Source organism: Streptomyces sp. NPDC007991, assembly GCF_042958445.1.
In the GTDB taxonomy this organism is placed as follows: Bacteria; Actinomycetota; Actinomycetes; order Streptomycetales; family Streptomycetaceae; genus Streptomyces.
On the sequence record NZ_JBIBJD010000001.1, the window covers coordinates 737,637 to 757,068 of the forward strand.

Below are 19,432 nucleotides of genomic sequence, written 5' to 3' on the forward strand. Positions count from 1 at the left end.
ACGGCACGCATACTGATCATCTCCGCCCGGAAGTCCGGAAATCCTTCAAGGACCGCAGGGAACGAGTGGAACGCGTGGACCTCATGCCCCCGCCCGACGGCGACGACTGCGCCCATGGTGACGCCGTCCATGGTGCCTCCGTCCAGGAGGACCCGGTCACCGGCGGCCTCGCCGGACGGGCCGACGCGTACGCCGCCGTGCCGCTGCTGAACTGCCTGCTGCGGGAGGTGGCGCGGCCGGTGAGCGAGACCGGCGAGCACCGGGTCCACCGCCTGCCCGGCGGGGACCGCCTGCTGCGTGTGCGCGGCACCCGGCGGCCCGCCGAGCCCGAGATCCGCACCGCCGGCGGCTGGCACCGCATCGGCCACACCGAGCTGGTCAAACTCGTCGCCGAGGAACTGCGCCGGTACACCGGCCTGTCCAACCACGAACTGCCCGCCGAGATGATCGACAGCCGGGACGCCGTCGCCGCACTGCTGGCCGCCCGCACCCGGGCGACCCCGCCCGAGGACCCCTATCGGCGCTCCGAGCAGTGCCTCCTGACCGGCCACACCCACCACCCGGCCCCCAAGGCGCGCGGTGGCGGCCCCGCCGCCGGCTGGCTGCCCTACGCCCCCGAGGCGTACGCCCGCTTCCCGCTGGCCCTGCTCGGGCTGCGCGAGGACACCGTCGTCGAGGAGGGCGACACCTCGGCCCTCGACGCCCTCGGCACGGCCCCGCCCGGCTACCGGCTGCTGCCCGCCCACCCCTGGCAGCTCGACCTGGCCGGCGCCGAGCTCGCCGACGCCTTCGCGGACGGCAGACTTCTCCGGCTCGGCACGACCGCCTTCGACACCTGGCCCACCGCCGCGATCCGCACGCTCTACGCGCCCGGGCACGACCTCTTCCTGAAGTTCAGCCTGGACGTGCGCATCACCAACGACATCCGCCGGCTGTGGCGTCACGACCTGCTCGCCCTGCGCCGCACCGACGCGGCCGTGCGCGCCGCCCTCGACACCGTCGAAGGCCCCCCGGCCTGGCTGAGCGACCGCGGGTACCGCACCGCCGACTTCGCCTTCGAGGCCCTGGCCGTCCTCGTCCGGGACGGCTTCGGCGGCCGTCTGCTGCCCGGCGCGACCCCGCTGCTCGCCGCCGGACTCGTCGAGGGCTTCGACGGCAGCCCGCTCGACGGGGCCGCCGACCCGGGGGCGTGGTGGGCGGCGTACCTGGCGCGCGTGGTGCCCCCGGCCCTGACGGCCTTCGCCCGGCACGGTGTCGTCATCGAGGCGCACCTGCAGAACACGCTGGTCGCCGTGGACGCCGGTGGCATGCCCGTGCAGGCGCTGTACCGGGACGCCGAGGGCGTGAAACTGCTGCCGGACGTCTCGCGCGCGGCCGGGTGGGAGCGGCTCGTGTACTGCCTGGTCGTCAACCACCTCAGCGAGATCGCCGGCGCCCTCGCGGCACGCCACCCCGGCTTCGACCCCTGGCCCGCGGCCCGCCGTGAACTCGCCCGCCACGCCGTCCCCGAGATCCCCGCCCTGCTCGCCTCACCCACCCTCCCCGGCAAGACGAACCTGCTCCTGCGCTGGACCGGCGCGGACGGCGCGGACGCGCGTTACCTGCCGCTGCCCAACCCGCTGCGCGGCGCCTGAGAGGGCCGTTCACCCGTCCGGACCCTCCGGCAGGGCACCGGCGCGGGGCCGCGGTCAGGGTGAGGGTGGCTGTCCGTGCCGTGTCCCCCTGCGAGGAGAGGTATGACCGAGACCGACAGGGCCACCGCCCTCGCCGCCGAGCCCTCGGAGCACACCGAGCCGGATCCCGCCAAGGCCGATCTGCGCAGGGTGGGCGCGCACCCGGACCACTGGTATCCGGTCGCCCTGTCCCGCCGGGTGCGCCCCGGCAAGGTGCTGGCGGCCACGTTCGCGGGTGAGCGCATCGCCCTGTTCCGGGGAGAGAGCGGCACCGCGCACGCGCTGGAGGACCGGTGCGCCCACCGGCAGGTGCCGTTGAGCATGGGCGTCGTGGAGGGCGAGACGCTACGCTGCCGCTACCACGCCTGGGCCTATCGCGGCGACGGCCGCATCTCACAGATCCCGTACCTGGCCAAGGGCGACCGCCGGCCGCCGCGCGGCGTGCGCGCCTACCCCGTGCGCGAGGCGTACGGCCTGGTCTTCGTCTTCCCGGGCGACCCGGGCCGAGCCGCGGCCACCCCGCTGCCGCACCTGCCCGCCTTCGGCTCGCCCCGGTACCGGACCATGACGTACTCCCGGACCGTGCGCTGCCACTACTCGTTCATGCACGAGAACCTCCTCGACATGAACCACCAGTTCCTGCACCGGGGCGTCGTCGGCAGGCTCCACCCCGAACTGCTGGGATACGAGGCCGACGAGCGGTCCGTGGAGGCCCGGTACCTGTTCACCCACACCGGGGGAAAGCGCAACCGCAGCGCCGGACTGCTGGCCGCCGAGGGCATCGGGGGCGGCACCGCCGACGTCATGACGATCCGCACCGACTACCCCTACCAGACGCTCGACCTGGTCCCGGAGAACGCCGAACGCCCGGCCTTCCGCCTCTGGGCCGCCTACGTCCCCGAGGACGCCGAGCAGCGCACCTGTCACGCCTTCGGCCTGCTCATGATCGAGAAGCCCGGTATCCCCGGCCTCCTCCAGGTGGCCTGGCCGTTCATCAGGCGCTTCACCGAGCGGGTGTTCGCCGAGGACCGCATGGCCGTGGAAGCCGAGCAGCGGGCCTGGGACGAGCAGGGCGAGGACCGCAACCACGAGGTCTTCCCGCTGATCCTCGACGTCCGCGAGGTGCTGCGCAGAAACGGCGTCCCCCTCCGGGCCGGGGCCGCCGCCTGCGGCAGCGCGTCACCGTGCGACGGGGCGCGGCTCGCCGACGGCGTCCGGGGTCAGGAGTGACCTGACGCCGGTGCCGCCGGGGCCGGCTCCGGGACGGGGTCTTCGTCCATGTCGCCGCGCAGGGCGGCGATGACGAAGGCCGTCATGGAGGCCAGGCCGACCAGCGCGAACGGCCCCCAGATCGCCGGGATCGCCCACAGCGGCCAGCCGCCCGCCGCCTGCGCCCACAAGGTGAACAGGGCCACGACGGCCAGGCAGACGCCGTGCCACCGCACCACGACCGCCGCCTTCGCACGCCGCCGGTCGCCCCGCGCGAACAGCGGCCACACCCCGCCGACGAGGGCGGGCAGGCCGAACGAGAAACAGATGAGCGCGCCGCCGAGCCGGTCAGCGGGCCGGCCCACGGGCCCGTCGGACGTCTGCTGCCGCCGCCCATCGGCGTCCCGCACCTCGACGACCTGCCCGCGCCAGATCAGGCCGACGACCTTCTCGCCCGGCTCCAGCTCCGACACCACCGGATCAGCGTGCGGGAACGTGACCTCCCAGGACGTGCCCGAGGGCAGCAGCAGCTCCGCCTCCGGCGAGGCGTTGCGCTTCCCACGGTTCGTGGCGGCCTGACGGACGGTGAACTCCTGCTCCCACCGGCACCCCGACGCCTTCACCGGGACGGAGGCGCAGGGCGGCGCCGCACGGAACTCCCGCTCCCGGTCCAGTGCCCCGCGGACCTCCAGCGCCATGGCCACTCCCACGACGAGCGTCACGACCCCCATCAGCAGCCACACCACGCTCCCCGGCGCCTGCCGTCTGCCCGCCCCCATGCCGTCTCCCCACCCCTCGAAGGATCCCGACCCCTCGCGGGACCCCGTCCGCACGGTATCCGAACACACACCCGCGATCCGGTCCGACAGCCCCATGGAATGATGATCAGCCGCAAGGTGAAGGCGGAACGACGAGGAAGCCGGTGTGAGCGACGATCCCCTGGACGCAACCGCAACCGCAACCGCAACCGCAACCGGTCCGGCTCCCTGCCGCATCGTCGTGTGCCGGGACTGCTGTTGTGGCAGTGGCAAGGTGACCGGCGTCGATCACGGGGCCCAGACCGAGCGGCTGCGCGCGGCGGGGCCGGTGCGGGTCTCCGCGTGCCTCGACGTCTGCGACCAGGCAAACGTCATCGTCGTCCAGCCGTCCGCCGAGGGCCGGGCCGCCGGGGGCCGCCCGGTGTGGCTCGGGCTGGTCAACGACCCGGCCGCGACCGAGGACATCGTCTCCTGGGTCCGCGAGGGCGGCCCGGGCGTGGCCCCGCGGCCCGACATCCTCGACCTGTACGTCTTCAGCCCCCGCGCGCGACGGCGCCCGGACCCCTCCTGACCCGGGAGCCGGAGCGCCCTTGAGGGCCTGTGCCCCCGAGCACAGGCGCGCTGGTCAGCGCCCAGTAGAGTGCGCCTCTGTCGTCCCCTCTGTCGTCCCCCGAGCACCGAGGTACCGCAGTGACCCCCGCACCCCCCGCACAGACCGCCGCCGTGACCGTCGTCGGGCTCGGGGCCGACGGCTGGGCGGGACTGCCCGACGCCTCCCGCGCCGCACTGCGCGAGGCCGAGGTCCTCGTCGGCGGGCCCCGCCAGCTGGATCTGCTGCCCCCGGAGTGCGCCGGTCAGCGCGTCGCCTGGCCCTCGCCGCTGCGCCCCGCCGTCCCCGGCCTCCTCGCCGCACACGCCGGCCGCCGGATCGCCGTACTGGCCAGCGGCGACCCCATGTTCTACGGCATCGGCCGCGCCCTCGCCGAGGAGACCGGCGCGCTGCGCGTCCTGCCGCACCCCTCCTCCGTCTCCTACGCCGCCGCCCGGCTCGGCTGGCCGCTGGAGGACGCGGAGGTCGTCACCCTCGTCGGCCGGCCCACCGCCCGCCTCGCCGCCGCCCTGCACGACGGCCGGCGGCTCCTCGTCCTCAGCGCGGACGCCACCACCCCCGGCGAGGTCGCCGCGCTGCTGCGGGGCCGGGGCTTCGGGCCCAGCCGGATGCGCGTCCTCGAACAGCTCGGCGGCGACCGGGAACGCGTGACCGCCGAGTCCACCGCCGACGACTGGCCCGCCGCGCAGCCGCCCGGCGACCCCCTCAACCTCGTGGCCGTGGAGTGCCGCCGCGCCCCCGACGCCCTGCGCCTCGGCGCCGTGCCCGGGCTCCCGGACGAGGCGTACGAGCACGACGGGCAGCTCACCAAGCGGCACATCCGCGCCGCCACACTCGGCGTGCTCGCCCCCGCACCCGGCGAACTCCTGTGGGACATCGGCGGCGGCTCCGGCTCGATCGCCGTCGAGTGGATGCGCACCCACCCCTCGTGCCGCGCCGTCACCGTGGAGCGGGACCCGGCGCGCGCCGAGCGGATCACCCGCAACGCCGACCGGCTCGGCGTGCCCGGACTGCGGGTCGTCACCGGCGACGCACCCGCCGTCCTCGCCGAACTCCCGCCTCCCGACGCCGTGTTCGTCGGCGGCGGGCTCACCGTGCCCGGCCTCCTCGACGCCTGCTGGGAGGCGCTGCCCGGCGGCGGGCGGCTGGTCGCCAACACCGTGACGCTGGAGTCCGAGGCGCTGCTCGCCGACGCCCACCGGCGCCACGGCGGCGAACTGGTGCGGCTCGCGGTGGCACACGCCGTGCCGGTGGGCGGCTTCACCGGGTGGCGGCAGGCGATGCCCGTGACCCAGTGGGCCGTAGGGAAAACGCCCGACACGCCTTCAGGAGCAGACAGATGACCGTGTACGCGGCGGCGGCCGCCCTGAAGCGGGAACTGACCGAGCCGACCGTCGGACAGACCGTGATCCTCACCCGGGTCGCCAACCGGGCCACCGCCCTGGAACAGTTCCGGGACAGCCACCTGTACCCGCCGGAACGGGAACGCCACGTGTGCTGACGGCGGTGAGCGGCTCCTGCGGTCAGGCCGGCGCGCTGCGCCCCACCACCGTCCCCGCCCGGTCGACGCAGATCACGTCGACCACGACCGGCGCCCCGCGCAGCACGGCGAGGGCCTCGTCGCGGGCGGTCGTGGCGACCAGGTCGCCGAGCGGCACCCCGGCGGCCAGGCACGACCGGAGCGCGGCCAGCCCGGTGTTGGCGTCCGCCACCTCGGCGGCCAGCGCCTCGTCCGCGCCGCCGCGCCGGGCCAGTTGGGCGAGGAAGCCCTGGTCGACCTGGGAACGGCCCGAGTGCAGGTCGAGTTGGCCGGCGGCGAGCTTGGACAGCTTGGCGAAGCCGCCGCAGATCGTCAGGCGGCCGACGGGGTGGCGGCGGATGTACTTCAGCACGGCGCCCGCGAAGTCGCCCATGTCGAGCAGGGCGTCCTCGGGCAGCCCGTACTCGGCCACGACGGTCTTCTCCGACGTCGACCCGGTGCAGCCGGCGACATGCGTACGCCCCGCCGCCCGGGCGACGTCCACGCCCCGCCGGATGGAGTCGATCCACGCCGAGCAGGAGTACGGGACGACGATGCCGGTCGTGCCCAGGATGGACAGGCCGCCCAGGATGCCGAGCCGGGGGTTCCAGGTCGAGCGGGCGATCTCCTCGCCGTGGTCGACGGAGACGGTGATCTCGACGTCGCCCGGGGCGCCGTGCCGGGCGGCGACGTCGGCGACGTGCTCGCGCATCATCCGGCGGGGGACCGGGTTGACGGCCGGTTCGCCGACGGGCAGTGGCAGGCCCGGGCGGGTGATGGTGCCGACGCCCGGGCCTGCCTTGAACACCACCCCGGACCCGGCGGGCAGCGGTCGTACCGTGGCCCGGACCAGCGCGCCGTGCGTGACGTCCGGGTCGTCACCGGCGTCCTTCACGACCCCCGCCGTCGCGTGCCCGTCGCCCAGCTCCTCGACGGCCAGAGCGAACGACGGCGTCTGCCCCTTCGGCAGGGTGATGGTCACGGGGTCGGGAAACTCGCCGGTCAGCAGGGCGGTGTACGCCGCCGTCGTGGCCGCCGTCGCACAGGCGCCGGTGGTCCAGCCGGGTCGCAGGCCGGTGCGCTCCAGCTGGGCCCTGCGGCCGCCCTTCACTTCACTGCTCATGAACGGACCTGGACTTCCATGCGCGTACTGATACTCGGCGGGACCGCGGAGGCCCGCCGCCTCGCCGAACTGCTCCACGGCACGCCCGGCCTGACCCTGACCAGCTCCCTCGCCGGGCGCGTGGCCGGCCCCCGACTGCCCCCGGGCGAGGTCCGGATCGGCGGCTTCGGCGGGGTGGAGGGACTGACCGCGTGGCTGCGCGAGCACCGGGTGGACGTGCTCATCGACGCCACCCACCCTTTCGCCGGGACGATCAGTTTCCACGCGGCGCGGGCCGCCGCCACCGCCCATGTTCCCCTGCTCGCCCTGCGGCGCCCCGGCTGGGTCCCCGTCGAGGGAGACGACTGGCACGACGCCGGCTCCCTGGAGGAGGCCGCGCGGCTGCTGCCCGCGCTGGGCCGGCGCGTGTTCCTCACGACCGGGCGCATGGGCCTCGCCGCGTTCGCCGGCCTGGACGACCTGTGGTTCCTGGTCCGCTCCGTGGACGCGCCCGAGGCCCCGCACCCGTCCCGCATGGAGGTGCTGCTCGACCGGGGCCCGTTCACCCTCGACGGCGAACGCGAGCTGCTGCGCCGGCACCGTATCGACGTCGTGGTGACCAAGGACAGCGGGGGAGCGGCCACCGCCCCGAAACTGACGGCGGCCCGGGAGGCCGCACTACCGGTCCTCGTGATCCGCCGCCCCCCGGCCCCCGAGGGCGTCCCGCTCGTACCCGGGCCGGAGGAGGCGGCCCGGTGGGTCGGGGAGTGGTCGCGGGGGAGGGGGTTCCCGGCGACCGGCTGAGAACCGGCCTGGCCAAAGGTGGCAGGCCCGGCCGGTCCGTGGCCGGACCTGTTCCCGAGGCGGGAGTGAGCCCGCCGTCGCTCTGTCCCGCCTCCGGACAGCGGCGATGTGCTTGGCCGCGATCGAGCGGGCGATGGACCGGGCGATGGACCGGCCGTGCCGGGCACTGTGGTACGCGATCACGTCCGCCTCGGCGATGACCTCCACGGCCCACAGGTCATCGGGGACGGGTCACCGGGGCCGAGCCCGACCCCGTACAGCCGCCCCGCTGTGGACTGCTCGCCGCTCACTCCTCCTCACTCGCGATTGCGTTGAGCGCGGCGGCGGCCATGGCGCTGCCCCCGCGACGCCCGCGCACGACCAGGTGCTCAAGACCGGACGGATGGGCGGCCAGGGCGTCCTTGGACTCGGCGGCCCCGACGAAGCCGACCGGCACACCGATCACGGCGGCCGGGCGCGGAGCCCCCTCCTCGATCATCTCCAGCAGCCGGAACAGCGCGGTCGGCGCGTTGCCGACGGCCACCACCGAGCCCTCCAGCCTCTCCCGCCACAGCTCCAGCGCGGCGGCGCTGCGCGTGGTGCCGAGCTTCGCGGCCAGCTCCGGCACGGACGGGTCGGAGAGCGTGCAGAGCACCTCGTTGCCGGCGGGCAGCCGCTTGCGCGTCACCCCGCTGGCCACCATCTGCACATCGGTGAAGACGGGTGCGCCCGCGCGCAGGGCCGCACGGGCCCTGGCGACCACGGCCGGCGTGTAGGCCAGGTCCCGCACGAGGTCGACCATCCCACAGGCGTGGATCATCCGGACCGCGACCTGGCTGATGTCGGCGGGCAGGGCCGCGAGGTCCGCCTCCGCGCGGATGGTGGCGAAGGACTGGCGGTAGATGGCCGCGCCGTCCTTCTCGTAGTCGTATGTGGTCACGGTGGTCTTCTCGCTGCTCTCGGTCGTCGTAGCGGTGGTTATGAGGTGATCTCCGCCAGGGCGGCGGCGAGTCGGGCGGGGCCGCTCATCGTGGTGCAGGCCGTGCCGGCCGAGTGCGTCGAGGGATGCGGCCGCGTCGGTCCGCACGTCCGTCTGCGACGTGGCGCAGCCGGGCGAGTACCTCGTCCGCGTGGCCCCCGGGTGGGAAGCACCACACCACGCCACGGCGTCAGACGCTGCTCACCGGCGGCGACGTACGTCGGTCGCCGCCGTTGCCGCGCCGAGAGCCGCCCCAGGAGGACGTGCACGCAGAGGCCGTCACCGACCACCCCCGGGCGCGGGCCGTCCGCGCGGCCGGTCTCCCGGCTCCGCCACTCGTGGCGGATGCCCCCGGCTGTCGGCCGCCCGCCGACGGCACCGGGCGACTCGCCCTCGGCAAGGCCGAGTTCCCCTGCCGCTCCGAGGACGAGTTGGGCTCCGCCGTCCGCCGCCGCCCGTACCGTCACATCGGCATCGGGGCCGGCCACGTTCCCGCGTCTGTCGTCGAGCGCGAACAGGAAACGCCCCGACAGGGCCCGCGCCGCCTCGCTCGCGCACAGCGCGATGGAACGGAGGGCAGGGGTGGACATGGCGGCGAGCATACCTACCGTCACACCCGGTGTATGCCACGCCCTCCTCCCCTGCCCCTTACTGTGCTCCTCGGTGGATCATCAGCTCCGCCGCCGCCAGGACCCGTCCCGTACGGAGAAGCCCGACCCGGCCGTGCTGGAGAGCCTGCGGCAGGTGCTCACTCGTCGTCGGAGGTGGTGGGGCGGGTCCGGCCGGGCTCCGGGGCCTCGCCCTCCTGTGCCCGGATGTGCAGCACGTCGCCGATGAACAGGTCGTACACCAGCACCCCGATCACCCCGCCGACGAGCGGTCCGACGATCGGGATCCACCAGTAGGCGCTGAACGCCCCCGACAAGCTGCCGGAGAACGCCAGATCCTTCCAGCCCGCGAACCAGGTGAGCAGCCGTGGGCCGAAGTCGCGGGCCGGGTTGATCGCGTAGCCCGCGTTCGCCCCGTAGGACATGCCGATGGCCGCCACGACGAGCCCGATCACGAGGGGGCCGAGGTTCGCCTTCACGGCCGTGTTCCGCAGGTCGATGATCGCCACCACCAGCATGACCAGGAAGGCCGTACCGACCACCTGGTCGATCAGCGGACCCCAGATACCACCGTGGAAGTACGGCGCCGGGAAGGTGGCGAAGATCGAGAACGAGGCGAGAGTGTGCCCGCCCGTCTTCGGCCCTTTCATGGCGGCGTCGAAGGTGTCGATGGCGTCGTGGTACACGCCCAGGACCAGTGCCGCGCCGGCCAGGGCGCCGAGCACCTGGGACACCCAGTAGGGGACGACCTTCACCCACGGGAACTTGCGGCGCACGGCGAAGGCCAGGGTCACCGCCGGATTGATATGCGCGCCGCTGACCCCGCCGGCCACATAGATGCCGAGCATCACGGCCATCGCCCATCCCCAGGTGATCAGCAACCAGTCCCCGGCACCGAGGAAGAACGTGGTGGGTCCCTCGGTACGCCCCGAGCCGGGCAGCGCCGCGACCGCCATCGCGACCACGCCGCAACCGAAGGAGATGAGGACGAACGTCCCCAGGAACTCCGAAAGGCATTCGCCCCACAAGCCGCCGCGGCGCCTGAGCCGCGAGGGCTTGAGAAGGGGCTGGATCTCGACGGCCATGATGATCCTCCCAGACACTGGCCGCGCGTGAACGCGGCTGCCCGTGCCGTTGTGGCCTGCTTTCGCTTCATGCCGTGTCGCCAAGGTAAATCCGTGCAGCGACCACCGCGAGTCGACGCCGGCCAGGCCCGTGGGCAGGGGAGGTGCGGGCGCTCCTTCACCGCCGCCGGTAACCGAGGGTAACGTGGCCGATGCGGAAGGTGGAGCCCCGGTTCATGGCCCGGGCCAGGGTTCCGCCAGGCGGACCGAGCACTCCAGCATCAGCGCGTGCACGAACGCCTGGGGGAGGTTGCCGCGCAGCTGTCGCTGCGAGACGTCGTACTCCTCGGCGTACAGCCCGGCAGGCCCGCACGCCGCCCGGTTGCGCTCGAACCAGCGGTGTGCGGCCACGGCCCGGCCCTGCTGGTGTTCCGCGAGCGACATGACGAAGCCGCACAGCAGGAACGCGCCCTCGGCCGCCTCGAGCGGCCGCTCGTCGTGCCGGAAGCGGTAGGCGAAGTGATCGTCCGTCAGTTCCTCGGTGTACGCGTGCAGCGTGGCGACGGTCCTGGGGTCGTCGGCCGGCACCGCCCCGCGCAGGGGCGGCAGCAGCAACGCGCCGTCCAGCCCGGGGTCTTCGGGGGAGCGTTGCCAGCGCCCTGTGGGATGCAGGCACTGGGCGGCGGTGTCGGCGACCAGCCGGTCGGCCAGCGCCACCCACCGGCCGGAGTGAGCCGCCGGCGCCCCGGCCTGCGCGATGGCCCGCAGCCCGGCGGCACAGGCCAGCCGGCTGTGGGCCCAGCGCCGGGGCGCGAGTTCCCAGACGCCGGAGTCGGGCTCCTGGTGGCGCTGGGCGATCGCGTCGGCGGCGATCTCCGCGGCCTGCCAGGCGTCCGCGTCGAGCCGGTCCTGACGGGCCGCCGCGGCCAGCAGCAGCAGGGCCTCGCCGAACCCGTCGAGCTGGAACTGCTCGTTGACCTGGTTGCCCACCCGGTTGAAGCCGCCCGGGTAGCCGGGCAGATCCAGCGTGCGCTGGTCGGGGATCCGGCGGCCGTCGACCGTATAGGCGGGCGCGAGCCGCGGTCCGTGCTCGTGCAGACGCGCCGTGGTGAACCGCACCGCCCCGTCCAGCACGGTCTCACCGCCCGCGACGGCCGCGGCCTGCCCCGCGTAGCTCTGGTCCCGGATCCACACGTACCGGTAGTCGTAGTTGCGGCCCTCCTCGGCACGCTCGGGAAGGCTGGTCGTGGTCGCCGCGACCATGCCCCCGGCCGAACCGGTCAGTCCCCGCAGCACCGTGTAGGCCTGGCGCGCGTCCCGGCGCGCGATGGTGTTGTGCAGACCGGGCACCTCCCGGCGCCACGCCGCCTCGGTCGACCGCCAGACGGCCGCCGGGTCGGGCGGCCGGTCGCCCAGGGGCCGGTCGCTGATCTCCAGCACCAGATCGTGGTGGTCCCCGGCCTCGACGGTCAGGTCCATCGCCAGTGCCCCTCCGCGCGCTCCCGCCTGACGCGCCGTAGGCCAGCCCGACCAGCGCAGCCGCAGGTCTCCCGCCCTGCCGGTCCACGACCCGTCGTCGTGGCGGGTGACGTCACGCAGCGGGTGACGGCCGAATCCGGCGCCCGGCTCCAGCCGTACGGCCACCCGGGCGGTGGTGTCGCGGGCGACGACCCGCCTCAGGATCACCGCGCGGTGCGGATCCCCCGGGAAGGCGAGCGCCTCACGGCACTCCACGACGCCGTCATCGGTGACCCAGCGGCTGCGCCAGATCAGCGACCCCTCCTCGTAGTAGCCGCCCCACACACAGCGGCCCACCGGAGTGACCGTGTAGCCACCGCGACCCCCGATGAGCTTCGAGAAGACCGCGTCGGAGTCCCATCGCGGCGCGCACATCCAGACGAAGTCACCGTACGGGCCGACCAGGATCCCCCGCTCACCGTCGGCCAGCAACGCGTAATGGCGCAGCGGCTCCGGCCCGGTCCCCCCGTCGCGCTCCTGCCGCTCAGCCGGCGTTCCGCTCACAGGCACCCTTCCCTCTGTTCCGTGACGCTCAGGTCACTGCCCGGGTGTTTCGCGACTCCGTTAACCGCTGCACATCGGCTACAAACCCTTATAGGGAATTCTTCGGGGTACAGGGAATTTCTTCGGGCTTGGCCAGTGTCCTCGGAGGACTCATGTCGCAGCTGGAGCAGGGGCGGCGTCAAGGGACGCCGGACGACTCCCCCAACCCCCGCGTCCTCACGGGCAGCAGGATCAGGAACTACCTGACCACGACCGATCACAAGACGATCGGCAACATGTATCTGGTCACCGCCTTCGCGTTCTTCCTCCTGGCAGGCGTCCTCGCCATGCTGATGCGGGCCGAACTGGCGCGGCCCGGACTGCAGATCGTCAGCAAGGAGCAGTACAACCAGCTCTTCACCGTTCACGGCACGATCATGATGCTGCTCTTCGCGACCCCCACCTTCGCGGGGTTCGCCAATGCGATCATGCCGTTGCAGATCGGCGCACCGGACGTGGCCTTTCCCCGCCTCAACGCGCTGACGTACTGGCTGTTCCTCTTCGGCGGTCTGATCGTCGTCTCCGGGCTGGCCGTTCCGGGCGGTGCCGCCTCCTTCGGCTGGTTCGCCTACGCCCCGCTGAACAGCGCCGTCCACACCCCCGGAGCCGGCGGGGACCTGTGGACGATGGGGCTGGCCGTGGCCGGGCTCAGCACCACCCTGGGATCGGTGAACTTCATCGCCACCATCATCACCCTGCGGGCCCCGGGCATGACGATGTTCCGGATGCCGATCTTCACGTGGAACATCCTCTTCACCTCCATCCTCGCCCTGCTGGCCTTCCCCGTCCTCACGGCGGCCCTGCTGGCCCTGGAGGCGGACCGCAAGTTCGGTGCGCACATCTACGACCCGGCCAACGGCGGTGCGATCCTCTGGCAGCACCTGTTCTGGTTCTTCGGCCATCCCGAGGTCTACATCGTCGCCCTGCCGTTCTTCGGCGTCATCAGCGAAATCATCCCGGTCTTCAGCCGGAAGCCGGTCTTCGGTTACGTCGGCATGGTCGGCGCGACGATCGCCATCACCATGCTGTCGGCCACCGTCTGGGCCCACCACATGTTCGCCACGGGCGCGGTCCTGCTGCCGTTCTTCTCCCTGATGTCGTTCCTCATCGCGGTGCCGACCGGTGTCAAGTTCTTCAACTGGATCGGCACCATGGTGAAGGGGAGCCTGTCGTTCGAGACGCCGATGCTGTGGTGCATGGGCTTCCTCGTCACGTTCCTGCTCGGCGGTCTCAGTGGTGTCCTGATCGCGTCGCCGCCATTGGACTTCCACCTCACGGACTCGTACTTCATCGTCGCTCACCTGCACTACGTGCTGTTCGGCACGATCGTCTTCGCCATGTTCGGCGGCTTCTACTTCTGGTGGCCGAAGATGACCGGCAAAATGCTCGACGAAGGCCTCGGCAAGATCCATTTCTGGAGCCTGTTCGTCGGCTTCCAGACCACGTTCCTGGTCCAGCACTGGCTCGGCGAGATGGGCATGCCCCGCCGCTACGCCGACTATCTGCCGGCCGACGGCTTCACCGCCCTCAACACCATCTCGTCGATCGGCGCTTTTCTCCTCGGCCTGTCCACGCTGCCCTTCCTCTACAACGTCTTCAAGAGCGGCAGATACGGGCAGAAGGTGGAGGTCGACGACCCGTGGGGTTACGGGCGCTCACTGGAGTGGGCGACGTCCTGCCCTCCGCCGCGGCACAACTTCGACGCGCTGCCCCGGATCCGCTCCGACTCTCCCGCGTTCGACCTGCACCATCCGGACGTGCGGATGATCCACCCGGGTGAAAGCGGCCAGATCACGGCCACACCGGACACCCTCGGAGGGCAGAGCGAATGAAGTCCGAGGCGTATCTCTTCGCGGGCGTCGCCGCGTTCTTCCTCGTCACCGACGTCGCCTACATCTGGTTCGCCCGCGAACCGGCGGGGATCGCGGCACTCACCGTCTCCTTCGGCATGGCCGCCGTCATCGCGTTCTTCTGCATGGTGAACTACCGCCGCAAGGGGGAACGTCCCGAGGACCGTCCGGACTCCGAGATCCGCGAGCGCTCCGGCCCGCTGGACTTCTTCCCGCCGCACAGCGGCTACCCCCCGGTGACCGGCTTCGGAATCGCCCTGCTGGCCGTCGGCGTCGTCTACGGACTGTGGCTGTTCCTCATCGGGTTCGGCATCACGATGGCCGGAGTCCTCGGCATGGTCTTCCAGTTCGCCGGGCGGGACGACTGACGGACCTGGTGGTGACGCCGACGTCGGCGATACCTACTTCTCCTCTTGTCCCGCGATCGGATCCAGGGTCTTGCCCGAGATCTCCCGGCGTTCCTCCGCGGTGGCGGGCATGTCCACCCGGTCGCGGTAGTACCAGCCGCTCAGCCTGGCCCGGAGCCGGCGCCGGCGTGGTGCCCGCTCGCCGGGATGCGGCAACGGAACCGGCATGTCCCGCACCAGAAGGCGGTAGCGCCGCGTCGCGTCGACGGGCCGGTGGCTGTCGCTGATCCCGCCGCTGACGTTCTGGCTGACCTTGCCCGTCTCCTCGCCCTCCTCCAGCAACCGGCGGTCGTGGGCCTGCAGGGCGAGACACACGCGCTTGGTGACCATGAAGGCGAGGACCGGACCGATCACCACGGCCACCCGGAAGATCCAGGTGAGCGCCTCCACCGAAATCCGGAAGCCGGCGGCGATCACGTCGTTTCCCGCAGCCGTCAGCAGGACCGCGTAGAAGAAGAGGGCGGCGACCCCCAGGCCCGTCCGCGTGGGCCGGTCGCGGGGCCGGTCACACAGATGATGCTCCCTCGGATCCCCCGTCACCCACTTCTCGAAGTAGGGGTAGAGGTACAGGACCAGGAACAGCAGGGCGGGAAGCACCACGGCGGGGAGGAGGACGTTCCACATGATGGTGTGTCCTGCCACGGTGTTCTCCCACGGTGGCATCAGCCGCAGAGCGCCTTCGAGGAAGCCCACGTACCAGTCCGGCTGCGAGCCGGTCGACGACTGGTCGGCCCGGTACGGACCGTACGCCCAGACCGGATTGATCTGGGCCAGGCCGCTGAGCGCGGCGATGACGCCGAAGACCATCAGGAACAGGCCGGAGGACTTGGCGGTGAAGTGGGGGAACATCGGTTGCCCGACGACGTTGCGGTTGGTCTTCCCGGGCGCGGACCACTGCGTGTGCTTCAGGTAGACCACGAGCAGGATATGAGCGGCGATCAGGGCGATGAGCAGCCCGGGGACGAACAGCACGTGCACGACGTACAACCGGGGGATCAGCGCGTGCCCGGGGAACGGTCCGCCCCAGATGAAGAAGCTCAGGTACGTGCCGACGAAGGGGATGGACAACACGATGGTGTTCGCGGTCCGCAACCCGGTGCCGGACAGCAGATCGTCGGGGAGCGAATACCCGCCGAACCCTTCCAGGAGCGCGAGCAGGAAGAGCGTGACCCCCACCGTCCAGTTCAGTTCACGCGGCCGGCGGAACGCGCCGGTGAAGAAGACCCGCAGCAGATGGACGCCGATGGCGGCGACGAAGACCAGCGCGGCCCAGTGGTGCATCTGCCGGATCAGCAGGCCGCCCCGCACATCGAAGCTGATGTGGAGCGTCGACTCGTACGCCTTCGTGACCTGGAGGCCCTGCAGGGGCACATGGGATCCCCGGTAGATGACCTCGGTCATGCTGGGATCGAAGAACAGCGTCAGATAAATGCCGGTCAGCACCAGCACGATGAAGCTGTACAGAGCGATCTCGCCCAGCAGGAACGACCAGTGGTCCGGGAACGCCTTGCGCAGCAACTGCCGCCCCGCCTCGGACACCGGTGCGCGACCGTCCACACCGACGTATCCCGTCACCCCCGCCTGCCGAGTCCTGACCTCCAGCCTCGCCATCCGTTTCCGGAACAGCATGTGCACGCTCCCTCGGTACCCGCGCCTTGAGCGACTATGCGCACCCCCTCGCGCCCATGCCCGGCATTACGCAGAACAGGGGCCCGGCCAGGGCCCTAGGACGAAGCGCGCCGCAGCGAGCGCAGGGCGGCCCGGCCGGCGGCCGTCGCGGCGGTCGCCGTGAGGGCGGTGGCGCCGGCGGTGGTCGTCCACCGGGCCGTGCGGGAGGGCCCGTCGGGCCGCACGGCCAGGCGTTCCGGGTGTTCGGACGGGAGGGTGCCCTCCAGGCCGAGGGCCAGTACTTCGGCCAGGTGCAGGGCGCGCCGTCCGGTGTCGCCCTGTTCGATCTGGGTGCGGCAGCTGAAGCCGTCGGCGAGCAGCAGACTGCCGGGAGCCGCCTCGCGGACGGCGGGCAGGACGCCCTGTTCCGCGACGGCCAGCGAGACCTCGTGGTGGCCGCGTTCGAAACCGAAGTTGCCGGCGAGGCCGCAGCAGCCCTCGTCGAGGACGTCGGCGTCGAGATGGGCGCGGCGCATCAGCTCCCGGTCGGCGTCGAACTTCATGATCGCGTGCTGGTGGCAGTGGGTCTGCACCGTCGCCCGCCGGGCCAGCCGAGGGGGCTGCCAGTGGTCGGGCGCGTGGTGGACGAGCTGCTCGGCGAAGGTGCGGACCTGTCCGGCCAGCCGCCGCACGTCCTGGTCGGCGGGCATCAGCTCGGGGGCGTCGGCGCGGAAGACGGCGGTGCAGGACGGTTCGAGGCCGATGACCGGGGTGCCCGCCTCCAGATACGGCCGCAGTGTGTCGAGGGTGCGGCGCAGCACCTTCTGCGCGCGCGGCAACTGGCCCGTGGAGATCCAGGTCAGGCCGCAGCACACCGGCTCGGTGGGCACGGCGACGCGGAAACCGGCGTCCTCCAGCACGCGCACGGCGCAGATGGCGACGGAGGGGTGGAAGTAGGTGCTGAAGGTGTCGGGCCACAGCAGCACGGTGCGCGGATCGGCCGGGTCGGGCTCCTCGCTGCCGCGCCGCTGCCACCACTGGAGGAAGGACTGCCGGGCGAACACGGGTGCCTCACGGGCCTCGTCCACGCCGGCCAGCCGCTTGCCCGCCCGGGCCAGACCGGGCGCCTGCAGGGCACTGTTGACCAGCCCGGGGGCGATCCGGGACAGGCGCGCCCACACGGGCAGCCAGCCCAGGGAGTAGTGGGCCGCGGGGCGCATCCGCCCCTCGTAGTGGTGCGAGAGGAACTCCGCCTTGAGGGTGGCCATGTCGACGCCGGTCGGGCAGTCCGACTTGCAGCCCTTGCAGGCCAGGCACAGATCGAGGGCATCGCGCACCTCGGTGGAGCGCCAGCCGTCCGTGACGGCGGAGTCGGCGTGCCCGCCGAGCATCTCGAACAGCAGCCGGGCGCGGCCTCGGGTGGAGTGCTCCTCCTCCCTCGTGGCCCGGTAGGAGGGGCACATGACGCCGCCGGAATGGCTGCGGCAGTTGCCGATGCCGACACAGCGCATCACGGCCCGGTCGAAGGAGTGGTCGTCCTCCGGGAAGGCGAAGTGCGTCGCCGGTGCGGCCGGATGCCAGGAGGAGCCGAGGCGCAGCTGCCCGTCGACCGGGTTGGGGTCGACGACCTTGCCCGGGTTCATCCGGTTGTCCGGGTCGAAGAGTGCCTTCAGTTCGCCGAACGCGGTCACGAGCCGCTCGCCGAACATACGGGTGAGCAGTTCGCCCCGGGACTGGCCGTCGCCGTGCTCGCCCGACAGGGAGCCGCCGTAGGAGGAGACGAGGTCGGCGGCCCGCTCCACGAAGCGCCGGAAGCCGGCCACGCCCTCGGCGGTGCGGAGCCCGAACGGGATGCGGGTGTGGACACAGCCCTGCCCGAAGTGCCCGTACAGGGACGGGTGGTCGTAGTCGAACTCCCCGAACAGCTTCTTCAGGTCCCGCAGATAGTCGCCGAGCCGCTCGGGCGGGACGGCCGAGTCCTCCCAGCCCTCCCACGTCTCCCGGTCGTCGGGCGGACGGGCGGTGACGCCGAGCCCGGCCTCACGGGCCTTGAGCATCCGCTGCTCGCGCTCCGGGTCGTCGGAGAAGGCGACGGCGCGGTCCTTCTCGGACCGGCCGATGGCGCGCAGCAGGGCATGCGCCTGCTCGTCGACGTCGTCCTGGCTGTCGCCGAAGAACTGCAGCAACAGCCAGCTGTCGCCCTCCGGCAGGGTGTCCAGGGACTGCAGGTAGGCGCCTTCCTCGCGCATCAGCTGGGCCATGCGCCCGTCCAGGGCCTCCAGCTGGCCGGGGGAGCAGTGCTCCAGCAGGCGGGGGACGTCGTCGGCGGCCGTGCAGATGTCGTCGTAGCCGAGGACCAGCAGCGACTGGTACGCCGGGACCGGCACCAGGTCGAGCTCGGCGCGCAGCACGGTCACCAGGGTGCCCTCGCTGCCGACCAGGGCCCGGGCCACGTCGAAGCCGTTCTCGGGCAGGAGTGAGTCGAGGTTGTAGCCGGAGACCCGGCGCGGGATCTTCGGGTAGCCGCGCCGGATGTCGCCGAGATACCGCGTGACGATGTCGTCCAGGCCGGCGTACAGCTCGGCGCGCCGGCCGCCCTGCGCGGCGATCCGCTCCCGCTCGGCCCGTGAGGCCGGCCCGACCCACATCCGGACGCCGTCGTAGGTGAGCACCTCCAGGCGGCGCACGTTGTCGACGGTCTTGCCGTACGCCTGCGCGGACGCGCCGCACGAGTTGTTGCCGATCATGCCGCCCAGGGCGCAGTGGCTGTGCGTCGAGGGCTTCGGCCCGAACTGCAGCCCGTGGCCGGCCAGGCGCTGGTTGAGCACGTCCAGGACGATCCCCGGCTCGACCACGCAGGTCCGCGCGTCGGGATCAACGGAGACCAGCCGGGTGCAGTACTTGCTCCAGTCGATCACCACGGCCGTGTTCGCCGACTGGCCCGCGAGGCTGGTGCCGCCGCCCCGCGACAGGACCGGGGCGCCGAAGCGGGCGCACACCCGCACGGCCCGCGCGCCGGCCTCCACCGTACGGGGCACCACCACGCCGATCGGCACCTGCCGGTAGTTGGAGCCGTCGGTCGAGTACGCGCCCCTGCTGCCCGCGTCGAACCTGACCTCGGCGTCCACCTCCTCACGCAGCGCCGCAGCCAGCCCGTCCACGTCCGCCCCGGAGGCGTCGAAAGGGGTGCGTGTCATCGGA

At 72.6% G+C, this 19,432-nt stretch carries 15 protein-coding genes and 1 pseudogene; 8 read left to right on the forward strand and 8 right to left on the reverse strand.

The genetic code is table 11. The features are described from left to right. Positions 1-65: 65 nt before the first annotated feature. Together ACFZDA_RS03145 and ACFZDA_RS03150 are read left to right on the forward strand one after the other, a co-directional pair. Entirely contained in the window at positions 66-1,634 is a 1,569-nt protein-coding gene (locus ACFZDA_RS03145) for an IucA/IucC family protein (RefSeq protein WP_391073978.1), read from the forward strand. Positions 1,635-1,736: 102 nt separating this feature from the next. Next, positions 1,737-2,903, forward strand: a complete 1,167-nt coding sequence (locus tag ACFZDA_RS03150) for a Rieske 2Fe-2S domain-containing protein (RefSeq protein ID WP_391073982.1) — start codon at positions 1,737-1,739, stop codon at positions 2,901-2,903. Here ACFZDA_RS03150 and ACFZDA_RS03155 read toward each other — a convergent pair. After that, positions 2,894-3,661: a hypothetical protein gene (locus tag ACFZDA_RS03155; protein ID WP_391073985.1), complete on the reverse strand. Its 768-nt coding sequence runs from the start codon at positions 3,659-3,661 to the stop codon at positions 2,894-2,896. The two genes, ACFZDA_RS03150 and ACFZDA_RS03155, sit on opposite strands and share 10 nt — an antisense overlap. Positions 3,662-3,806: 145 nt before the next feature. Between ACFZDA_RS03155 and ACFZDA_RS03160 the strand changes: the two genes are divergently transcribed. From ACFZDA_RS03160 to ACFZDA_RS03170, 3 genes and pseudogenes are all read left to right on the forward strand, one after another. Beyond that, positions 3,807-4,211: a (2Fe-2S) ferredoxin domain-containing protein gene (locus ACFZDA_RS03160; protein ID WP_391073988.1), complete on the forward strand. Its 405-nt coding sequence runs from the start codon at positions 3,807-3,809 to the stop codon at positions 4,209-4,211. 119 nt (positions 4,212-4,330) lie between these two features. Next, positions 4,331-5,593, forward strand: coding sequence for a precorrin-6y C5,15-methyltransferase (decarboxylating) subunit CbiE (gene cbiE / locus ACFZDA_RS03165; RefSeq protein WP_391073991.1), 1,263 nt, complete (start codon positions 4,331-4,333; stop codon positions 5,591-5,593). A gap of 8 nt (positions 5,594-5,601) precedes the next feature. After that, positions 5,602-5,709 (forward strand): annotated as a pseudogene (locus ACFZDA_RS03170) (precorrin-4 C(11)-methyltransferase); the annotation flags it as partial. Positions 5,710-5,773: 64 nt separating this feature from the next. Here the strand turns inward: ACFZDA_RS03170 and ACFZDA_RS03175 are convergent. Then, positions 5,774-6,892 carry a cobalt-precorrin-5B (C(1))-methyltransferase gene (locus tag ACFZDA_RS03175; protein ID WP_391073994.1) on the reverse strand — a complete coding sequence of 373 codons (1,119 nt, stop codon included), beginning with the start codon at positions 6,890-6,892 and terminating at the stop codon, positions 5,774-5,776. A gap of 18 nt (positions 6,893-6,910) precedes the next feature. Between ACFZDA_RS03175 and ACFZDA_RS03180 the strand changes: the two genes are divergently transcribed. Beyond that, complete coding sequence (locus tag ACFZDA_RS03180; RefSeq protein ID WP_391073997.1) at positions 6,911-7,675, forward strand: cobalt-precorrin-6A reductase; 765 nt, start codon at positions 6,911-6,913, stop codon at positions 7,673-7,675. 286 nt (positions 7,676-7,961) lie between these two features. On the opposite strand, the gene ACFZDA_RS03185 is transcribed toward ACFZDA_RS03180, so the two are convergent. The 4 genes from ACFZDA_RS03185 to ACFZDA_RS03200 all read right to left on the reverse strand — a co-directional run bounded on the left by ACFZDA_RS03185 (position 7,962) and on the right by ACFZDA_RS03200 (position 12,327). Next, the gene (locus ACFZDA_RS03185; protein ID WP_391074000.1) at positions 7,962-8,594 is read right to left on the reverse strand and encodes a precorrin-8X methylmutase; all 633 of its coding nucleotides are present in this window, start codon (positions 8,592-8,594) and stop codon (positions 7,962-7,964) included. A gap of 38 nt (positions 8,595-8,632) precedes the next feature. Continuing rightward, a complete protein-coding gene (locus tag ACFZDA_RS03190; protein WP_391074002.1) occupies positions 8,633-9,223 on the reverse strand; it encodes a hypothetical protein in 591 nt (196 codons plus the stop codon). A 158-nt stretch (positions 9,224-9,381) separates the two neighbouring features. Further along, positions 9,382-10,326, reverse strand: coding sequence for an MIP family channel protein (locus tag ACFZDA_RS03195; protein WP_391074005.1), 945 nt, complete (start codon positions 10,324-10,326; stop codon positions 9,382-9,384). 213 nt (positions 10,327-10,539) lie between these two features. Continuing rightward, positions 10,540-12,327: a glycoside hydrolase family 15 protein gene (locus ACFZDA_RS03200; protein ID WP_391074008.1), complete on the reverse strand. Its 1,788-nt coding sequence runs from the start codon at positions 12,325-12,327 to the stop codon at positions 10,540-10,542. Positions 12,328-12,479: 152 nt separating this feature from the next. On the opposite strand from ACFZDA_RS03200, the gene ctaD reads away from it, so the two are divergent. Together ctaD and ACFZDA_RS03210 are read left to right on the forward strand one after the other, a co-directional pair. Next, positions 12,480-14,198 carry a cytochrome c oxidase subunit I gene (gene ctaD / locus ACFZDA_RS03205; protein WP_391074011.1) on the forward strand — a complete coding sequence of 573 codons (1,719 nt, stop codon included), beginning with the start codon at positions 12,480-12,482 and terminating at the stop codon, positions 14,196-14,198. Further along, the gene (locus ACFZDA_RS03210) at positions 14,195-14,584 is read left to right on the forward strand and encodes a cytochrome c oxidase subunit 4 (RefSeq protein WP_391074014.1); all 390 of its coding nucleotides are present in this window, start codon (positions 14,195-14,197) and stop codon (positions 14,582-14,584) included. Before ctaD ends, ACFZDA_RS03210 begins: the two co-directional genes overlap by 4 nt. A gap of 33 nt (positions 14,585-14,617) precedes the next feature. On the opposite strand, the gene ACFZDA_RS03215 is transcribed toward ACFZDA_RS03210, so the two are convergent. Then, positions 14,618-16,252 carry a cytochrome b N-terminal domain-containing protein gene (locus tag ACFZDA_RS03215; RefSeq protein WP_391074017.1) on the reverse strand — a complete coding sequence of 545 codons (1,635 nt, stop codon included), beginning with the start codon at positions 16,250-16,252 and terminating at the stop codon, positions 14,618-14,620. Between the two features lie 95 nt (positions 16,253-16,347). Next, entirely contained in the window at positions 16,348-19,428 is a 3,081-nt protein-coding gene (locus tag ACFZDA_RS03220; protein ID WP_391074020.1) for an FAD-linked oxidase C-terminal domain-containing protein, read from the reverse strand. Positions 19,429-19,432 lie beyond the last annotated feature (4 nt).